Origin of the sequence: Microbacterium sp. A94, from assembly GCF_051842855.1 — a bacterium.
GTDB lineage: Bacteria > Actinomycetota > Actinomycetes > Actinomycetales > Microbacteriaceae > Microbacterium.
This window is the reverse complement of the sequence record NZ_JBPXMU010000002.1, coordinates 685,730-701,839: the sequence shown is the minus strand read 5'-3', so window position 1 is coordinate 701,839 and position 16,110 is coordinate 685,730. Positions and strand designations below refer to the sequence as shown.

Annotated in this window: 14 protein-coding genes; 11 read left to right on the top strand and 3 right to left on the bottom strand. The window is 65.7% G+C overall.

Annotated features, from left to right (window positions below):
• Positions 1-158 precede the first annotated feature (158 nt).
• Genes ACSU1L_RS09255 through ACSU1L_RS09245 form a run of 3 tightly spaced genes read left to right on the top strand, consistent with a single transcriptional unit; the run spans position 159 to position 2,537 of the window.
• Positions 159-1,124 carry a DUF6772 family protein gene (locus tag ACSU1L_RS09255; protein ID WP_438252571.1) on the top strand — a complete coding sequence of 322 codons (966 nt, stop codon included), beginning with the start codon at positions 159-161 and terminating at the stop codon, positions 1,122-1,124.
• 8 nt (positions 1,125-1,132) lie between these two features.
• Positions 1,133-1,468, top strand: coding sequence for a hypothetical protein (locus tag ACSU1L_RS09250; protein WP_438252570.1), 336 nt, complete (start codon positions 1,133-1,135; stop codon positions 1,466-1,468).
• A gap of 13 nt (positions 1,469-1,481) precedes the next feature.
• Positions 1,482-2,537, top strand: a complete 1,056-nt coding sequence (locus tag ACSU1L_RS09245) for a LacI family DNA-binding transcriptional regulator (RefSeq protein WP_438252569.1) — start codon at positions 1,482-1,484, stop codon at positions 2,535-2,537.
• Between the two features lie 15 nt (positions 2,538-2,552).
• On the opposite strand, the gene ACSU1L_RS09240 is transcribed toward ACSU1L_RS09245, so the two are convergent.
• Positions 2,553-3,500 carry a sugar-binding transcriptional regulator gene (locus ACSU1L_RS09240; protein WP_438252568.1) on the bottom strand — a complete coding sequence of 316 codons (948 nt, stop codon included), beginning with the start codon at positions 3,498-3,500 and terminating at the stop codon, positions 2,553-2,555.
• Between the two features lie 144 nt (positions 3,501-3,644).
• Here ACSU1L_RS09240 and ACSU1L_RS09235 point away from each other — a divergent pair, with 144 nt between their 5' ends.
• The 3 genes from ACSU1L_RS09235 (at position 3,645) to ACSU1L_RS09225 (ending at position 6,862) form a co-directional block, all read left to right on the top strand.
• Positions 3,645-5,045: an FAD-dependent oxidoreductase gene (locus tag ACSU1L_RS09235; RefSeq protein WP_438252567.1), complete on the top strand. Its 1,401-nt coding sequence runs from the start codon at positions 3,645-3,647 to the stop codon at positions 5,043-5,045.
• The gene (locus ACSU1L_RS09230; RefSeq protein ID WP_439255533.1) at positions 5,046-5,690 is read left to right on the top strand and encodes a glycerophosphodiester phosphodiesterase family protein; all 645 of its coding nucleotides are present in this window, start codon (positions 5,046-5,048) and stop codon (positions 5,688-5,690) included. It abuts the gene before it with no gap.
• Between the two features lie 89 nt (positions 5,691-5,779).
• Positions 5,780-6,862: a LacI family DNA-binding transcriptional regulator gene (locus ACSU1L_RS09225; RefSeq protein ID WP_438252565.1), complete on the top strand. Its 1,083-nt coding sequence runs from the start codon at positions 5,780-5,782 to the stop codon at positions 6,860-6,862.
• 102 nt (positions 6,863-6,964) lie between these two features.
• Here the strand turns inward: ACSU1L_RS09225 and ACSU1L_RS09220 are convergent, their stop codons facing one another.
• Positions 6,965-7,678 (bottom strand): TetR/AcrR family transcriptional regulator, encoded by a 714-nt coding sequence (locus ACSU1L_RS09220; RefSeq protein WP_439255532.1) that lies wholly within the window; start codon positions 7,676-7,678, stop codon positions 6,965-6,967.
• Positions 7,679-7,770: 92 nt separating this feature from the next.
• Between ACSU1L_RS09220 and ACSU1L_RS09215 the strand changes: the two genes are divergently transcribed.
• The 3 genes from ACSU1L_RS09215 (at position 7,771) to ACSU1L_RS09205 (ending at position 12,929) form a co-directional block, all read left to right on the top strand.
• Positions 7,771-8,775 carry an ABC transporter ATP-binding protein gene (locus ACSU1L_RS09215; protein ID WP_439255531.1) on the top strand — a complete coding sequence of 335 codons (1,005 nt, stop codon included), beginning with the start codon at positions 7,771-7,773 and terminating at the stop codon, positions 8,773-8,775.
• Positions 8,768-9,565, top strand: coding sequence for an ABC transporter permease (locus ACSU1L_RS09210; RefSeq protein ID WP_439255530.1), 798 nt, complete (start codon positions 8,768-8,770; stop codon positions 9,563-9,565). The genes ACSU1L_RS09215 and ACSU1L_RS09210 overlap by 8 nt, the downstream gene beginning before the upstream one ends.
• Positions 9,566-9,689: 124 nt before the next feature.
• A complete protein-coding gene (locus ACSU1L_RS09205; RefSeq protein WP_439255529.1) occupies positions 9,690-12,929 on the top strand; it encodes a BTAD domain-containing putative transcriptional regulator in 3,240 nt (1,079 codons plus the stop codon).
• On the opposite strand, the gene ACSU1L_RS09200 is transcribed toward ACSU1L_RS09205, so the two are convergent.
• Complete coding sequence (locus tag ACSU1L_RS09200; RefSeq protein ID WP_438252560.1) at positions 12,850-13,341, bottom strand: hypothetical protein; 492 nt, start codon at positions 13,339-13,341, stop codon at positions 12,850-12,852. The genes ACSU1L_RS09205 and ACSU1L_RS09200 overlap by 80 nt on opposite strands.
• Positions 13,342-13,564: 223 nt before the next feature.
• Between ACSU1L_RS09200 and ACSU1L_RS09195 the strand changes: the two genes are divergently transcribed.
• Both ACSU1L_RS09195 and ACSU1L_RS09190 read left to right on the top strand, forming a co-directional pair.
• Positions 13,565-14,140, top strand: coding sequence for a large exoprotein (locus ACSU1L_RS09195; RefSeq protein WP_439255528.1), 576 nt, complete (start codon positions 13,565-13,567; stop codon positions 14,138-14,140).
• A 162-nt stretch (positions 14,141-14,302) separates the two neighbouring features.
• Complete coding sequence (locus ACSU1L_RS09190; protein WP_438252558.1) at positions 14,303-16,072, top strand: oleate hydratase; 1,770 nt, start codon at positions 14,303-14,305, stop codon at positions 16,070-16,072.
• Positions 16,073-16,110: the final 38 nt, after the last annotated feature.

Sequence of the window (16,110 nt, the reverse complement as noted above, 5' to 3'; positions counted from 1 at the left end):
CGCTAGTCAAGATCAGCGCAATTTCAAGGGTTCTCATATGAGCGCGCGTTTGCGCGAGGCTCGGGAGAATGACCTTTGACAGCGGTTCACGATAACGCTAATGTTGCGCTCACATCGCCCCGGCAATGCTGTCGGGGCCCGAAGTCAAGGAGTCACTGGTGACCACCCCCGATGTCGCGAACACCGCAGCAAGCCTGCGGGAAGCGATCCGCAGCAGCGATCTGCGTCTATCGAAATTCAATCCGCTCCCACGGATCCTCACGTTCGATGACTTCAACGAAGGCACCAACGGCTGGGTCGAGCTCGGCGGCAACTACAACGGCCGCGGCGACCTCGATTCGATGGACGAGCACTTCCGCGACATGCGCCCGCCGATGCTGTCCAATCAGAACTTCTTCGATGTGGGCACGCATGGCGGCATGACCGGCACGTACTCGCTCAAGCTCGCCACCCGCGAGGCGCCTGGCCACACGGCCACGGCGATCCGCCGGCTCACTATGAGCGGCCGCGGCTACCTGCAGATCGAGGCGTATCTCGCTTGGAAGGGCGAGGCGAATCTCGGCGGCGGCGAGGAACAGAACACCTACGGCGACATCAGCTGGGATGCAAACTCCCACCCGACCGAGGCTCAGTTCGGCGCATTCACCGTCGCCACCGACCTCGACCACGACGGCATCCGCTACCACAACGTCATGCGATTCCAGAATGCCGATGAGGACGGACGGATCATCCAGAAGTGGATGTACCCGACGGTCGCCGAGCCCACGCCGCACGAGCGGTTCGAGGGCAAGCACGACTACAGCCAGTACACCGACTTCACGGCGCCGAACCCCGACGACTGGACGTACCTCAACGATCAGCGGCAGGAGGCCTGCTACAACGAAGTGCCGACCAAGGTCAACTGGCACTACCTGCGCTTCCTCATCGACACCACAACCCGGTCGAACGTCGAACTGCAGTTCAACAACGACGTCTACGACCTGCGTGATGTGCCGGTACCGCCCTACAAGGAGAAGTACGAGTCGCTGGAGAGCCTGCTCAACTTCTATTTCTCGGTGCGCACCCTTGGCCCTCACCGCAACTTCCTCTACCTCGACTCCGTCGTCATCTCGGCAGATTGGTAAAAAGCAACATGCGTCAATCACAGAGCGCCGTCCTCGAACGCGGCGTCGATCTCGTCGGCTCCCACGCCACCGAGCCCTTCGAGGTGGGCTGGGCGGGCGAGGCCCGTTGGTACGTCCAGTTCCTCCGACCCGCACCGGGGACCGAGGTCGAGTTCCGCGTGCAGATCTCTCCCAACGGCCTTCAGTGGATCGATCACGATCTCATCGTGCCCGTGACATCCGAGGCGGTCGGTCTGCTTTCGATCCCCGTATCGACCTTCGGGCACTGGCTACGGCTGCGCAGCGAGCAGACCTCGGGGGACGACGCGCCGATGCTGCGCATCTACCTCGAGCTCAAGGAGTAGCCGGAACCGAATCATGATGCGCACAACAGACGGGCCGCGGCGGCGAACCCTGCAGGACGTAGCCGACGCCCTCGGCCTCACCGCCAACACCGTCTCGCGCGCGCTCAATGACAAGCCGGGCGTGAGCGCCTTGACACGGTCCCGCATCAAGGTTGAGGCCGAGCGGATCGGGTATGTGCCCAACGTGCATGCCCGATCCCTCGTCCTCGGCTCTCGGCGGACGATCGGCGTGATCCTCACCGACCTCGCCAACCCGTTCTTCAGTGACCTCATGAGTGAGGTCGAAGAGCTCGCAGTCAAGGCCGACTACACGCTCCTCCTGCTGCTGTCGGCCGAAGACCCGGAGCGCGAGCAGATCGCGATCGAGACCGCGCTGCGCTCCGGCGTCGACGGCATCCTCGGTGTCCCAGTGCAGGGACGCGCCAACCCGTGGTCAGCGGTGACAAAGGCTGGCATCCCACTGGTGATCATGGCCCGCGAATTGCTCGACCTCGATGTCGACCTCTACTCCAACGATAACGAGGCCGGCCGCCGGATGAGCGTCGAGGCGGCGATCGAGCGAGGGGCGCGCGACATCGTGCTCGTCGAGGAGGACCTCCACGTATCGACGGTCGCGCATCGACTCGATGCCTTCCACCAGGTGCTCGACGCGCACGGCATCCCGTTCGATCCGAACCGGGTGGTACTCGTCCCCTCCCGCCGCTCTTCGCGCGGGGCTTCCCTCTGGCGCGGGGAAGATGCCTTCCGCATGATCAGCGACTTGCTCGACACCCGGCCGGCGCCCGACGCTTTCCTCGTCGGCAACGATTACTTCGCCCTCGGTCTCTACGCCGCCCTGCGCGAACGAGGACTGCGGGTGCCCGACGACACGCTCGTTGTCGGATGGGGAGACTACCCCTTCTCACGCTTCCTCGACCCACCGCTGTCGACCGTGCGATTGCCCGCGATCGAGATCGCGCGACGGGCGACGAAGCGCCTGCTGGCGCTCATCGACGGCTCCGCTGAGCCCGGGCCCATCACCGAGTACTTCGCCCCGGAGCTCGTGCTCCGGGGGTCCATGAACCAGTGAAAGTTATGCCGGCACTTATGCCGCAGCGTTGGCCAGGATCTCATCAGCGGCCGCAGCGCTCGTGACCAGGCTCGTCACTAGTGCCCCGGCGGCGAGCGCTCTCAGCGCCTCGGCCCTGCCCGCGGTCGGTACCACCGCCATCACCTCGGGCACTCGACGCAGTTCGTCGAAAGATATGCCGAGCACGCGCTCGGTCGCCGCGGAGGCCACCGGCTGTCCATCGCGGTCGATCGGGATGCCGCACACTTCGGTGACCGCCCCTGCACGTCGGAGTTCGTCGCGCTCATCGTGCGCGAGCGAGTCGTATAGCCCGGAGGCCCCGGGCGCCCATGCGCCGACGGAGACGGCTGCGACATCGAGCCGTGCGTAGGCGGACATCGTCAACCGCACACGAGGATCGCGCCTCAGGTCGCGCGCCGAGGATGCGGTGGGCGTCACGAAGGGCGCGTAGAAGACGCGTGAGCGACCGGACGTCTTCTCGGCGATCTGGCGCACGAGCTCCACGGGTCCGACACCGTCGAGCTCATCCGAATGCACGCCGCAGAGTTGCACGACCGTGCTCTCACCGAGCGTCTCGATCTCCTCCCCCATCGCGATCAGGGCGAGGCTCGCCGAGATGCCCACGACGGACTCGCGGCCAGCCAGGGCGGTGAACAAGCGCGCGCTCGCCCGGCCGACCGCGCGCCGGACAGACTCGGCATCCGCATCGGTGGAGTCGCCGACCACTACGGCGCGGCGTAGCCCGAGCGCGCGGCGCAGCCGCTCCGACCGATCGGCGTCGGCGGCGCTCGGCGTGATCTCGATCCGAACGAGTCCTTTCCGCTTGGCGTCGTCGAGCAGTCGCGCAACCTTGAACCTCGAGATGCCGAACTCGGCGGCGATGTCGAGTTTGGTGGCGTCGTCGAGGTAGTAGCGACGCAGGATCGCCTCGGTCACGCCATCGTCAGGTACGTTCGCGTTCATCGTCAACCCTCCGCGTGTCTTCGTGTTGCTCAGATGAGCGTTCTGATCTTTCCGCACATCTTGAGATGTGTCAACATCTGGTAGTTAACTGAGGTCAGACCCTCTTCCACTCCGCTCACATGAGCATGACTAAGGACGAATCCAATGACGCACACGCCCACCTACTCCGAACCCGCACGCGACGTGCCAGTGATCGCCGATGTCGATGTGCTCGTCGTCGGCGGAGGGCCGGCAGGCGTCGGCGCGGCGATCGGCGCGGCACAGACCGGCGCCTCGGTCTTCCTCGTGGAGGAGATGGGCGCCCTGGGCGGCATGTGGACCCAAGGCCTCGTGATCACCCTCGCCGGTTACAACTCCTGGCTGCAACCCGACCGCGTCCGCGTCGTGGACGGAGTGGGCGGAGATTGGCTGCGCCGTGCCACCGCGATCGGCGGCGCCGTCGACCACGACGGCTGGGTGATGTCGACCGACCCGGAGAAGATGAAGCTCGTTGCCGACGAGATGCTGGCCGACGCTGGCGTCGACTTCCTGCTCCACGTGCTCGCGACCTACCCCATCGTCGAGAACGGCGCCGTGACCGGTTGCATCATCGAGACTCGCGAGGGGCGCCAAGTGATCCGCGCAGCGGTCACGATCGACGCGACAGGCAACGGCGATGTCGTCGCACGCGCTGGCGACGACTGGCTCAAAGGCAACACGCTGCAGCCGATGACGCTGCCAATGTACATCTCCAACGTGCGCACGACGCCGGGCATCGAGGCCGGCGAGCCGGCGCGCATCCGCACGGGTCCCGCAGCGGGCGACCTCGATGAGTACGGCATGGATGATGCAGAGGCCGCGCGTCAGGATGTCACGATTGACCGGCAACTCATGCGTGAAGCTAAGGCCCGGGGTGAGCTGCCCGTGTTCGGCGGTCCCTGGTTCGGCGGACTCGAGAAGGATGTCGTGTGGGTCAACTCGGTGCGCGTGGTCGGCGACGCAACCGACAACCGCGACCTCACGCGCGCCGAGGTACAGGGCCGACGCGAGGCCTTCCAGCTCTTCGAGTACCTGCGTGACAATGTCGCCGGATTCGAGGAGTCGAGGCTGCAGCAGACAGCCCCGACCATCGGCATCCGCGAGACGCGGCGCCTGGTGGGAGCTACCACCCTCACGGGTGACGACATCCGCGCCGCCCAACAGCCAGACGATTCAATCGCTCTCGGCGGCTGGCCGATCGACGTGCACCCGGTCGATGGCTTCGCCGGTTCGCACGTCATGTACGTGCCCGATCCCTACGGCATCCCTTATCGGGCGCTCGTGCCGGCGACGACCGACGGGCTGCTCGCCGCCGGCCGCTGCATCTCGGTCGACCGCGAGGCACTCGGCAGCGCGCGCGTCGGAGCGACGTGCACGGCGACGGGGCACGCGGCCGGGGTCGCGGCCGCACTAGCGGCACGCGACAACATCCGTCCGCGCGATGTCGACACCGCCGAACTGCAGCGCACGCTGCGCGCGCAGGGTGCACTGCTGTCGCCGGAGGATCTGTCGAACCCGGCACGATAAATGCTGGCCAGGTGCACGTCGCGACGCTTCATCGCGCATCGCGGCGTGCACCTGGGCAGCACGATCGCCGGAGAGAACTCGCTCGAGGCTGTGCGCCTCGCACGGCGGGCTGGCTTCGCCTGCATCGAGACCGACGTACGGCTGACCTCCGACGGCGTGGCGGTCGTTCTGCACGACGAGTCCCTCAACCGCACGATGACGACGAAATCCGGGCACGACCTCGACGCGCTTGTCCTTATCAGCGAGGTGCCGTTCGCGCGGCTGCGATCGGACTACCGACTCCGAGCGCGCAAGCACGAAGACCGCATGCGTATCCCGACCCTGGAGGAGTACCTCGCGGAATGCGCATCGGCACGGCTCCTCCCGTTCATCGAAGCCAAGCCCGTCGAACACGCATCGGCGCTGTGCACCTGTATCCGGGCGAGAATATCGCGTTCGCGGCCCCGCCCCGGCCATGCTTCGGCGGCGTCTTCCTCGATCTCGAGTTCACCGGCGATGCCGAGGTGCGGCTCGGCCCGCAAGCATTCCGCATTGCCAGTGCTCAGCCGCGGCGCATCCGACATCAAGTGCTGCTGGATGCGCGGCCGGCATCATTCTCCTTCACCGCCACGGCGCCGTGCCTCATCGGTCGGATCGAGGTCGTAGTCGCGGAGTACTGAACACCGAAAACACCGGACTCTTGCCCACTCCTGTCGCCCATCGGTAAGAATGGGGGCTTCGATAGGAGTCTCACCATGCTCAGAACCCCAGGAGCGCCCCGGCGGCGCACCCTGCAGGATGTCGCCGACGCGACCGGATTGTCGGTCAACACAGTCTCGCGCGCGCTGCGCGATCTATCGGGCGTCGGCGAGAGCACGAGGGCGCGGATCAAGACGGAGGCCGAGCGGATCGGTTATGTACCCAATGCCGACGCTCGCTCGCTCGTGCTCGGTTCGCGAAAGACAATCGCCGTGATCATCACTGATCTCGCGAACCCGTTCTTCAACGATCTCGTCACCGAGATCGAGGAGCAAGCCATCCAGGCTGGATACACTTTGCTCCTCCTGCTGTCGAACGAGGACCCCGAGCGCGAACAGTCCGCGGTGGACGCGGCGCTGCGCTCCGGCGTCGACGGCATCATCGCGGTGCCCGTGCAGGGACGGTCGAACCCCTGGACCGCAGTGACGAGGGCCGGCGTTCCCCTCGTCATCATCGCCCGCGAGTTGCCGGATGCGGAAGTCGATCTGTACTCGACCGACAACGCTGAGGGGTGTCGTCTAGCCACGTCCGCGCTGATCGAGCGAGGCGCGCGCGACATCGTCCTCGTCGAGGCAGACCTGCAGATCTCCACGGTCGCGCACCGCGTCGCCGGGTTCCGCAGCGCCCTCGAGGATCACGACATCGCGTTCGATTCTCGCAATACCGTGCTGATCCCCTCCCGGCGCACGAGCAGGGGCGCCGCTCCCTGGCGCGGCGAGGATGCCTACCGCATGGTCACGGACCTGGCGGAAAGCGGACGCATGCCGGACGCGTTCCTGGTGGGCAATGACTACTTCGCGCTCGGTATATACGCAGCACTGCGCGAGCACGGCGTCCGGATCCCGGATGACGTCATGATCATCGGCTGGGGCGACTATCCGTTCTCTCGGTATATGAATCCGCCTTTGTCGACCGTGCGCCTGCCCGTGATCGAGATCGCTCATCGGGCCATCCGAAGGTTGCTCTCTCTCCTGGACTGCACCGCGGAGAACGGCGTCGCCGCCGACTACCTAGTTCCCGCGCTCATCATGCGCGGCTCAACCGTCGCCGAGCCGGCTTCCTCCCGACAGGACCGATGAGCAGGGGCCGAGGCGAGCAGAATCCACTCGTGACGATGTTCGCCTGGGCGGCGCTGCGCTGATATTGGGGCATCCGCCGCGACATATACCCACGGCAGGGCATCAGGTTTCAGGCATATCCCGCAGCAGCCGCTGCACCTGATCGACTCCGGGGAACGAAGCGGTGCTGCCGTCTCGTTCCGGTGCGGGGTCACCGGCAGCGGATGCTGGGTCGATCAGCCGGCGCAGCCCCGAACGAATGAGCGCGGAATCCATCGAGGTGATGCCGCTCAGTGCGAGAACGGTGACCCCCTGATCGAGCGCGGTCATGAGGCGCGCGACGTCACCCGCGGGAAGAGCCTCACCGGCCGGTCGGTCCTCCGTCGCGATGCGCTCGTAGGCGCCGATCATCACCTGCATGCGCTCCCGCAGCGCGAGGACGAGGCTCTCGTCTCTGGCCGCGGTTGCGATGAACTCGAGCGTCGCGAGGCCGAACCCCCGAACCATCTGCGTGACATCCAAACCACCCGCCGTCGACGGTTCCGTCTTGTCGGCGCTGGCCGTATCAGCGGTCGAGAACGGGTCCCAGTCGGCGTCCTGCAGCATCTCCTGGTTGAAGTCCATCAGGGCGAGGAACAGGTCTGATTTGCTGGCGAAGTTCGAGTAGACAGCACCCTTGGAGAACCCGGCGTCATGCGCGATGCCCTCCAGGCTCGTCGCGTGATAACCGTCGCGGGAGAACGCGTCCAGCGCGGCGAGGATGAGTGCCTCACGAGTCTCACGCTGCCGTTCGGCGCGGGTCCGCGGTGTGCGCGTCGCTGAGCGAGAAGCATCCATCTCGCCATCCTAACGATTGACCTACCGTGCGGATCTGGATACTGTCGGTATGTGAAATACCGCTGGTATCCGAACTCGAAGGACGTGCAGAGATGAGCGCAGCACTGGAAGTGGACGGCCTCTCCCGACGATTCGGCGCCGTCGTCGCCAACGACGGGATCGGCTTGCGCGTGCAGGCAGGAGAGGTGGTCGGGCTGCTCGGCCACAACGGCGCCGGCAAGACGACGCTGGTCTCTCAGATCGTCGGATTGCTGCGCCCGGATGCTGGCTCGATCCGCGTCGCGGGCGTCGATGCGATCGCGGCCCCCGCCCACACGCGTCGGCGCGTCGCACTCCAGCCCCAGACGCAAGCACCGCTGGACGGTCTCACCCCGAAGACAGCGATCGAGATCGCCGGCCGGTTGCGGGGCCTGTCCCGCGGCGATGCCCGACGAGCCGCACGCGCCCTCGCTGAGGAACTTGATATCGGCCCCTGGTTCACCCAGCGGGCGACGCCAGACGGTGGCGGATTATCCGGAGGCGTGCGCCGACTCACCGCGTTCGCCATGGCCGTCGTCGCCCCGGTACCCCTGGTCGTTCTCGATGAGCCGACCAACGACGTCGACGCGGCACGACGACGACGCCTCTGGAAGATCGTCAGACGCCTGGGCAACGAAGGCGCCGGTGTTTTGCTCGTGACCCACAACGTCGTGGAAGCCGAGCGGGTGGTCGATTCGCTCGTCGTGCTCGATCGCGGCAAGGTTGTCGCCGCAGGTTCACCCAGTCAGCTCCGAGGCTCCAGTGATCAGGATCTGCAACTCGAGCTGTCCCTGCATCCGGAAGGCACACACCCGGATTGCACGCATTCAGGCGGTACCGACCCGTCCGAATCGCCTTCCGAGATTCCGATCCCGATCATTCGACGAGTCCGAGCCGGACGCCGGGTCCTGCTGACTCTCGCCGCGACGGATGCCGCCGCAGCCGTCGCGTGGGCAACGACTCTCCGCACATCCGAGCGCATCGAGGGGTACGCACTCGCACCGGCCACGCTCGAAGACGCCTACCTCGCGGCGACGGCGAGCGCCGATACATCTACGAAGGATGCTGCTGATGATTGAACAGCCGACGCTCTCCACGCCGACGACCTCCTCCGCACCAGCACCTCAGCGCACCGGCCTCTGGGTCGGCTACGTGGCCCTGCTGCGCTGGACGATGGCGCAGACCGGTGCCATGCTCCCGTTCGTCATCGTCGTCCAGGCGGTTCTCGCCGCCGGAATCATCATCGGCTTCGGTCTGCTCATCCCCGACATCGATACGGCATCCGCCCAGTTCCTGTCCACCGGTGCCCCCACCGTGATCCTCATGATCGTCGGGCTCGTCATGGTCGCCACCGGCGTGGCCCAGGCGCGCACAAGCGGCACGTTCACCTACCTTCGCGCGTTGCCCGTGCCTCGACCACTGGTCCTGGCGGCCGATCTGACCGTCTGGCTTGCCGTGATGCTCCCGAGCGTCGCGGTCGCCGTGATCGTGGCGCAGCTGCGCTACGGATTCAGCTACTCCTTCGACTGGCCGTTGCTTCTGACGGCATCCGTCTTGACAGCACTGACCGCCTCTGCGATCGGTTATGCGATCGCCGTGGTCCTGCCGCCGCTACTCACGCAACTGGTCACGCAGGTGTTGGTGTTCTTCGTGATGCTGTTCTCACCCGTCACCTTCCCGGCAAGCAGGCTCCCCGGCTGGTTCCAGACCGTGCACGACATGCTCCCGTTCCGACCGGCCGCCGATCTCATCCGCGCGGGGCTGCTGTCAGACACCTATCCGATGAACGGGCGCGACCTCATCGTGCTCCTCCTCTGGTGCGCGCTCGCACTCGCCGTCAGCGTCCGTGCGATGGTTCGGCGGGGGTGAACCCCGTGGTCATCGTCGGACTGGTCTGGCTCGACATCGCCTGATCCGCAGACCCGTCACACTCCTCCACGCCACCCACCCCACTGCTATGGTGACCCCAAGCTCAAGGGGGAGGGGTGAAGCAGTGCTTGACGTGTCCGTTCTCGGCGCCGTGAAGGCCAGCACTCGCGGCCGCGAGCACCCGCTCGGCGGTGCAAAGCAACGCGGACTCCTCGCGCGCCTGGTCGTCTCTCGCGGTCGCGCCCTCTCGGCAGAGCGGCTGATCGATGAGCTGTGGGATGACGTTCCGCCCCGCGACCCGATCCATGCACTGCAGGCCCGGGTCTCCCGGCTGCGCTCGGCGGTGCCGATCGAGATCGAATGGGCGGATGGCGGATACCGGATCGATCCGGCAGACATCCAGACGGATGCTGCACGCTTCGAGCAGCTCGTGCAGCAGGGGAGCATGTCGCTGACCGCGGGCAACTTCTCACAGGCCGCCACCCTGATCGGCGACGGACTCGACCTCTGGCACGGAACGGCATTTTCGGGCCTGCACGACCTCACCGCTCTGCGCGCCGAATCCGTGCGCCTCGAAAAGCTCTGGGCCGCCGCGATGGCAGACCGCATCGACCTCGAACTCGCCCTCGGACGCAGCGCTCCGGTCATCTCCGAGCTCCATGCGCTGCTCGAGGCGAACCCACTGGCTGAGCGCCACTGGAGCCAGTTGATCGCGGCACTGTACTGCGACGGGCGCATCCAGGAGGCACTCGACGCCTTCTCCCGCGCACGCACGATCTTCGCCGAGCAGCTGGGCGTCGAGCCGAGCAGCGAACTCAGCCGACTACACCTGGGGGTGCTGCAAGATCAACCTCCCGAGTCGCTGCTGCGCCTTTCTAGCGCGACGGTCGCCCACTCGCACGCGGGCGCGGTTGACGTCGAGATCGCCGATACCCCGGTGCACTCCATCACTTCGAATCAGCCCGATATTCTCGCGGGCATCGTTCGGGGTGGGCGTACGTCGCTGTTGACCGGGCCGGACGGCATCGGCAAGACGCACCTGCTGCGCGCCATCCGTGCGCAGTTCGAAGCGCAGCGCTGCACGGTCTCACTGCTGATCGCGACGCCGCTCAGCTATGCCGTGCCGCTCGGCATCTTCGCCGGCATCCTCCCCGAGAAATGGATAACTCCCGCCGCCCTCGTTGACCATTTCACCCGCAACCGTTCGACCACTGTGCTCCTGGTTGACAACGTGGAACAGCTCGACGAGGCATCCCTCTTCGTCATCAGCCAGCTCATTCGCAACTCGCGCATGCCGATGCTCCTCACCGCCACCGATCTCGAAGGCGCCCCCGACGGCATCCGTGCCCTGTACGACAGCGGCGACATCGCTGAGATCACCGTCGAACCGCTCACCTCCGCCGACGCCGATGAGCTCGTCCTCCACACCATCGGCGGCGCGCTCACCCCCGCCTGCCGACCCCGCATCTTCTCGCTCGCGCAGGGCAATCCGCTGCACCTGCGCGAGATCCTCACCGCATCGGTAAACGAGAACCGCCTCGTCCGCACCGACCACGGGTGGGAACTGCAGGACGAGCCCGCCTCGACGAAGCGCCTCACCCAGTTGGTTGGCGAGCGCTTCGAAGGCCTCGATCAGGCCAGCATCGAGACGGCCGCGAAGATCGCGATCGCCGGGGAGTACCCGGTCTCCGCACTGGAAGACACCGAGCGACGGATGCTGGCACGGGCAGGTGTCGTGGCCTATTCCGCCCCGGGGTGGCTTCGGCTCTCGCATCCGCTCGACGGCGAGTTCCTCCGCGGCCGCTGCAGCGATGCTCTCTGGCACGAACTCTCACTCGAGGTGCTTGCTGTGCTCCGCGGCGACGAAGCCGCCGCATTCCCCGCCGTCCGCCGCCACGCGCACATTCTCACGCTCGATCTCGGTGAACCTGTCGACGTCGCCCCCACCCTGGAGCTCGCGCAGTACGCACTCGGGGCGTTCGACGAGCGCCTCGCCTTGCGCGCGGCGGCAGCGGTCATCGACCTCGAACCCGACAACACCGCCGCGCACCGGATCGCCGGGATCGCCGCATCCATGCTGGGCGAGTCTGATGCGGCGGCCGCACACTTCGCGACTGCTGCTCGCACGGCGACGACGCCGGAGGAGCAGACCGCAGCGGCGCTCGCACACGCGCAGCACGTCGGATTGCGTCACCACGACGCGCCCGCGGCGCTGGCCATCATCGAGCAGGCACTCAGCGAGATCGACGACCCGGGTCAGATCGCCCACCTGCAACGCGATGCGCTGCGCTGGTCAGTGATCACCGGGCAGACGCGTGAAATCGCAGACGCCCCGGGAGACACCACCAACGCCGTGGCCGTGCGCGGTCTCATCACCGCGGCGAACGCCGCGGTCGTCACCGGCCCCCTCGAAGAGGCCACCCTGACCCTGCAACGGCTGCACCAGGCCCCGGCCGAGATCATCGCGCTGGTTCCCGGCGGCGCATCACTCATCGAACTCATCGCGATCATGGCACTGTCGAATACCGGCGATATCACAGCGGCCCGGCGCCGCTTCGACAGGGCCATCGCCGACACCGACGTGCACGCCCCCGAAGCCCTCGGCAGTTGGGAGTATGGGCTGGCTCTCATCGACCTGCTCTGCGGCAATGTGCACGATGCGTACGAAGGGGCAGCCTCGGCTGCCGTGCATTTGAAGTGGCGCGATACCTCCGGGCTACTGCCCGCGGCACTTGCCCTCGCCGGCGCCACAGCGCTTGCTGCCGGTCACGCCGAGGAAGCGGATGCCCGATTCCATGCCGTCCCTTCCGCCGCCGACACCGATCCGAAGGTCGTCATGCTGCGGGCATGGGCGGATGCATGGCGCGAGAACACGGCAGGGCGTAGCGATGCCGCAGCACGGATGCTCGTGGATTCGGCGCGCTGGCTGCTGGAGGCCCAGCACACCTACTTCGCCGGACTGCTGGCGCACTGTGCAGCGAAAGTGGTGGGATCGGTGCGGGCGCCGGGCGGCGCCAGCGATGCCCACACGCTCAGCGACGTGCTCAGCGATGCGATCGCGCTGCTGGACGAGGCCAGTGCGATCGGCCACGGCGGCCTGCTCGGCTTCATCATGCGCCACGCTGTGGCGACAGCATCCGGCGATCTCATCGCACTCGACGCCATCGCGCACGAGGCCGAGACGCTCGGGATGCGGTCTACGGCATCCGATATTTGGCTGACGCTGGGGCAGCCCGACCACTCTGCACCGGCGGGTCAGTCGATGACGCTGTGGTCGGCCGTGGCTACTCCGCCTCTGGATTCGGGAGGATATAGCTCACCCTCGTCGGCTCGTCATCCGCACCCTGCAGGAGGGCCACGTTGACGTTTATCTCCCCCTTCTTATAAGCGGCGCTGACCATCTGGTCCATGTCGACAAAGGCGACCTCCTCCCAGTCGGCGAAGTCCGCCTTCACCTGTGCGGCGACCTCGTCTATGCCGCGCGAATCATCCAAAATCACCATCGTGCCCTCGGGCAACGTCATGCTCTGAAGGATGTTGTCGGAGACCAGCGGGATCTCCTCGGGGAAGTCAGCCGGCAACTCGCCGATGTCGATCCCAGCCTCGCCGCCGGTCACCTGCTTGATGATGTCTTCCGCCGCATTCTGCGCCGATTGTTGCGTCGCATTCTCCACGATCGCGTCGAGCGGGTTGGCGAAGCATCCCGTCAGCATCGCAGCGGTGACGACGGCGAGCGCGCCCCCAGCGATACGCGTCGGTACAGATCTGCGGGTCATTGTGCTCCCCATGATGTTCCCCCCGTGAATTCCAGCCTCTGAACACATTTCAGCACCGTGCGCTCACAGAACGCTCACACCACTGCGATGACCGGCGCGATGCGTGCGCGTGAGGAGCTGTGCGTGCGTGTGAGGAGCTGTGCGTGCGCGTGAGCGATCTGTGAGCGCCTCCTGATTGCATGACTGGACACAGCTTGTTTCACGTGTCTCGTTAGGGGAAAAGATGGACATCTACTCTGGCATGCTCGCTGCATACATGGCAGCACTCGTCGGCATGGTCATCGTCGGCGCACTCGTTTATGTCGTCACGGCATTCTTCATGTCGAAAGTCTTCGCAAAAGCGGGCGTGCAGGGCACGTGGAAGGCCTGGGTCCCGGTATACAACTTCATGGTGTTCTTCAAGCTCGGCGACCTCAGCCCGTGGCTCGTGCTCTACTGCTTCGGCGGAGCGATCCTGCTCAGTTGGATCGGCATCGGTTTCATCTTCTCGCTGGCGCTCTTCGTCGGTGGCGGCGTGGCCGCGTACCGCATCGGCATGAAGCTCGGCAAGGAGACCGGCTTCGTCGCCTTCTGGCTGATTCCGCCGGTGTGGCTGGGCATCGTCGCGTTCGGTAAGGAGCAGTGGAACACCGCAGTGGCCCCGGCGCAGTGGGCAGGCAATGCGTTCCTCGCTGATCGCACGGTGTGGGATGGGGTGCCTGTGCAGGCGGCGGCAACGGGTGATGTTCCGCCGCATGCAGGTGGGCCGGTCGTCGGCCGTCCGGTTGCGCCCGAGAACCCCGCAGGAGCCGACGCATAATAGGCCGCCTCCGCCCTCCGATCCCAGCCGGGTGAAGCGGCAGCCGCCCGGGTTGAGGACCGGGTGATGAGAAGGATGAAATCACGGCCGAGCCGACCGCTTGCACCCCCATCGCGATAGCTTACGAGCGTAAGCACACCGTTGACCTCAGGGGGAGATTTGATGCGTTATACAAGCGGTAACTACGAAGCTTTCGCCAAACCGCGCAAACCCGCGGGCGTGGATGAGAAGCGTGCATGGTTCGTCGGGTCCGGCCTCGCCGCGCTCGCCGGCGCAGCATTCCTCATCCGTGACGCTCAGATGGACGGATCGAAGATCACCATCTTCGAGCAGCAGGCCCTTCCCGGCGGCGCCCTCGATGGCCTCGACATTCCCGATAAGGGCTTTGTTATCCGCGGCGGACGCGAGATGGAGAGCAACTTCGAATGCCTCTGGGACCTGTACCGTTCTATCCCCTCGCTCGAGATCGAGGGTGCCAGCGTTCTCGACGAGTTCTTCTGGCTTAACAGAGACGACCCGAACTCCACGCTCCGACGCACCACGAAGAACCAGGGCGAAGACGGCGGAACAGACTTCAAATTCAACCTGAGCGACAAGGCGCAGAAGGAGATCTCCAGCCTCTTCATGGCACTGCCGGAAGAGATGGAGGACAAACGCATCAACGAGATCTTCACCTCGGAGTTCCTCGACAGCAACTTCTGGCTGTACTGGCGCACCATGTTCGCCTTCGAGGAATGGCACTCCGCGCTGGAGCTGAAGCTGTACCTTCACCGCTTCATCCACCAGATCAAGGGCCTGCCGGACTTCTCCACCCTGAAGTTCACCAAGTACAACCAGTTCGAATCCCTCGTGATGCCCATCGTCACCTGGCTGCGAGAGCAGGGCGTGGTCTTCCGTTACAGCACGGTCATCACCGACGTCGATTTCGCGATCGAGCAGGACGAAGTGCGCAAGCAGGCGACGCGCATCCACCTCGTCGAGCATGGTGAGAAAAAGCAGATTGATCTCACAACCGACGACCTGCTGTTCATGACGATCGGGTCGCTCACCGAGAACTCGAACGACGGAGACCACAAAACCCCCGCGGCGCTGAACACGGGACCTGCCCCCGCCTGGGACCTCTGGCGCCGGATCGCCGCCAAGGACGAGTCCTTCGGCAACCCCGACGTGTTCGGCGCGCATATCCCGGAGACCAAATGGGAATCCGCCACCGTGACCACCCTCGATGCGCGCATCCCCGAGTACATCCAGAAGATCTCGAAGCGCGATCCCTTTAGCGGCAAGGTCGTTACCGGCGGAATCGTCACGGCCATGGATTCGAACTGGCTCATGTCGTGGACCGTCAACCGGCAGCCGCACTTCAAGAAGCAGCCGGCGGACCAGATCGTCGTATGGGTCTACGGCCTGTTCCCCGAGAACGAGGGCGACTACGTGAAGAAGCCGATGCAAGACTGCACCGGCGAGGAGATCACGCAGGAATGGCTCTACCACATGGGCGTTCCCGTGGATCAGATCGACGAGCTCGCCGCAACGGGAGCGAAGACCGTCCCGGTGATGATGCCGTATGTGACCGCATTCTTCATGCCTCGCAAACACAGTGACCGTCCGGCCGTCATCCCCGGCGGTTCAACCAACTTCGCTTTCATCGGTCAGTTCGCCCAGTCGCAGGAGCGCGACTGCATCTTCACCACCGAGTACTCGGTGCGCACCTCGATGGAGGCCGTGTACACACTGCTCGACGTCGAACGCGGCGTCCCCGAGGTGTTCAACTCGACGTACGACGTCCGTGCGCTGTTCAAGGCCGTCGAACGCTTGCGCGACGGCAAGGAGCTCGAGATTCCCGGCGGCAAGATCGGGAAGCATGTTGTGCACAAGCACGTCGAGAACACTGTGGTCGGGCAGCTTCTTCAGCAATACGGGCTGACGGACTGACCGGCCGCGGTCTCCGCGACGACCGCAGCTAGCCCCGC

Coding starts and splice junctions, on each gene's coding strand:
- ACSU1L_RS09250 (WP_438252570.1), top strand. CDS start 1,133: ATGCGTCAATCACAGAGCGCCGTCCTCGAACGCGGCGTCGATCTCGTC.
- ACSU1L_RS09245 (WP_438252569.1), top strand. CDS start 1,482: ATGATGCGCACAACAGACGGGCCGCGGCGGCGAACCCTGCAGGACGTA.
- ACSU1L_RS09240 (WP_438252568.1), bottom strand. CDS start 3,500: ATGAACGCGAACGTACCTGACGATGGCGTGACCGAGGCGATCCTGCGT.
- ACSU1L_RS09235 (WP_438252567.1), top strand. CDS start 3,645: ATGACGCACACGCCCACCTACTCCGAACCCGCACGCGACGTGCCAGTG.
- ACSU1L_RS09230 (WP_439255533.1), top strand. CDS start 5,046: ATGCTGGCCAGGTGCACGTCGCGACGCTTCATCGCGCATCGCGGCGTG.
- ACSU1L_RS09225 (WP_438252565.1), top strand. CDS start 5,780: ATGCTCAGAACCCCAGGAGCGCCCCGGCGGCGCACCCTGCAGGATGTC.
- ACSU1L_RS09220 (WP_439255532.1), bottom strand. CDS start 7,678: ATGGATGCTTCTCGCTCAGCGACGCGCACACCGCGGACCCGCGCCGAA.
- ACSU1L_RS09215 (WP_439255531.1), top strand. CDS start 7,771: ATGAGCGCAGCACTGGAAGTGGACGGCCTCTCCCGACGATTCGGCGCC.
- ACSU1L_RS09210 (WP_439255530.1), top strand. CDS start 8,768: ATGATTGAACAGCCGACGCTCTCCACGCCGACGACCTCCTCCGCACCA.
- ACSU1L_RS09200 (WP_438252560.1), bottom strand. CDS start 13,341: ATGACCCGCAGATCTGTACCGACGCGTATCGCTGGGGGCGCGCTCGCC.
- ACSU1L_RS09195 (WP_439255528.1), top strand. CDS start 13,565: ATGGACATCTACTCTGGCATGCTCGCTGCATACATGGCAGCACTCGTC.
- ACSU1L_RS09190 (WP_438252558.1), top strand. CDS start 14,303: ATGCGTTATACAAGCGGTAACTACGAAGCTTTCGCCAAACCGCGCAAA.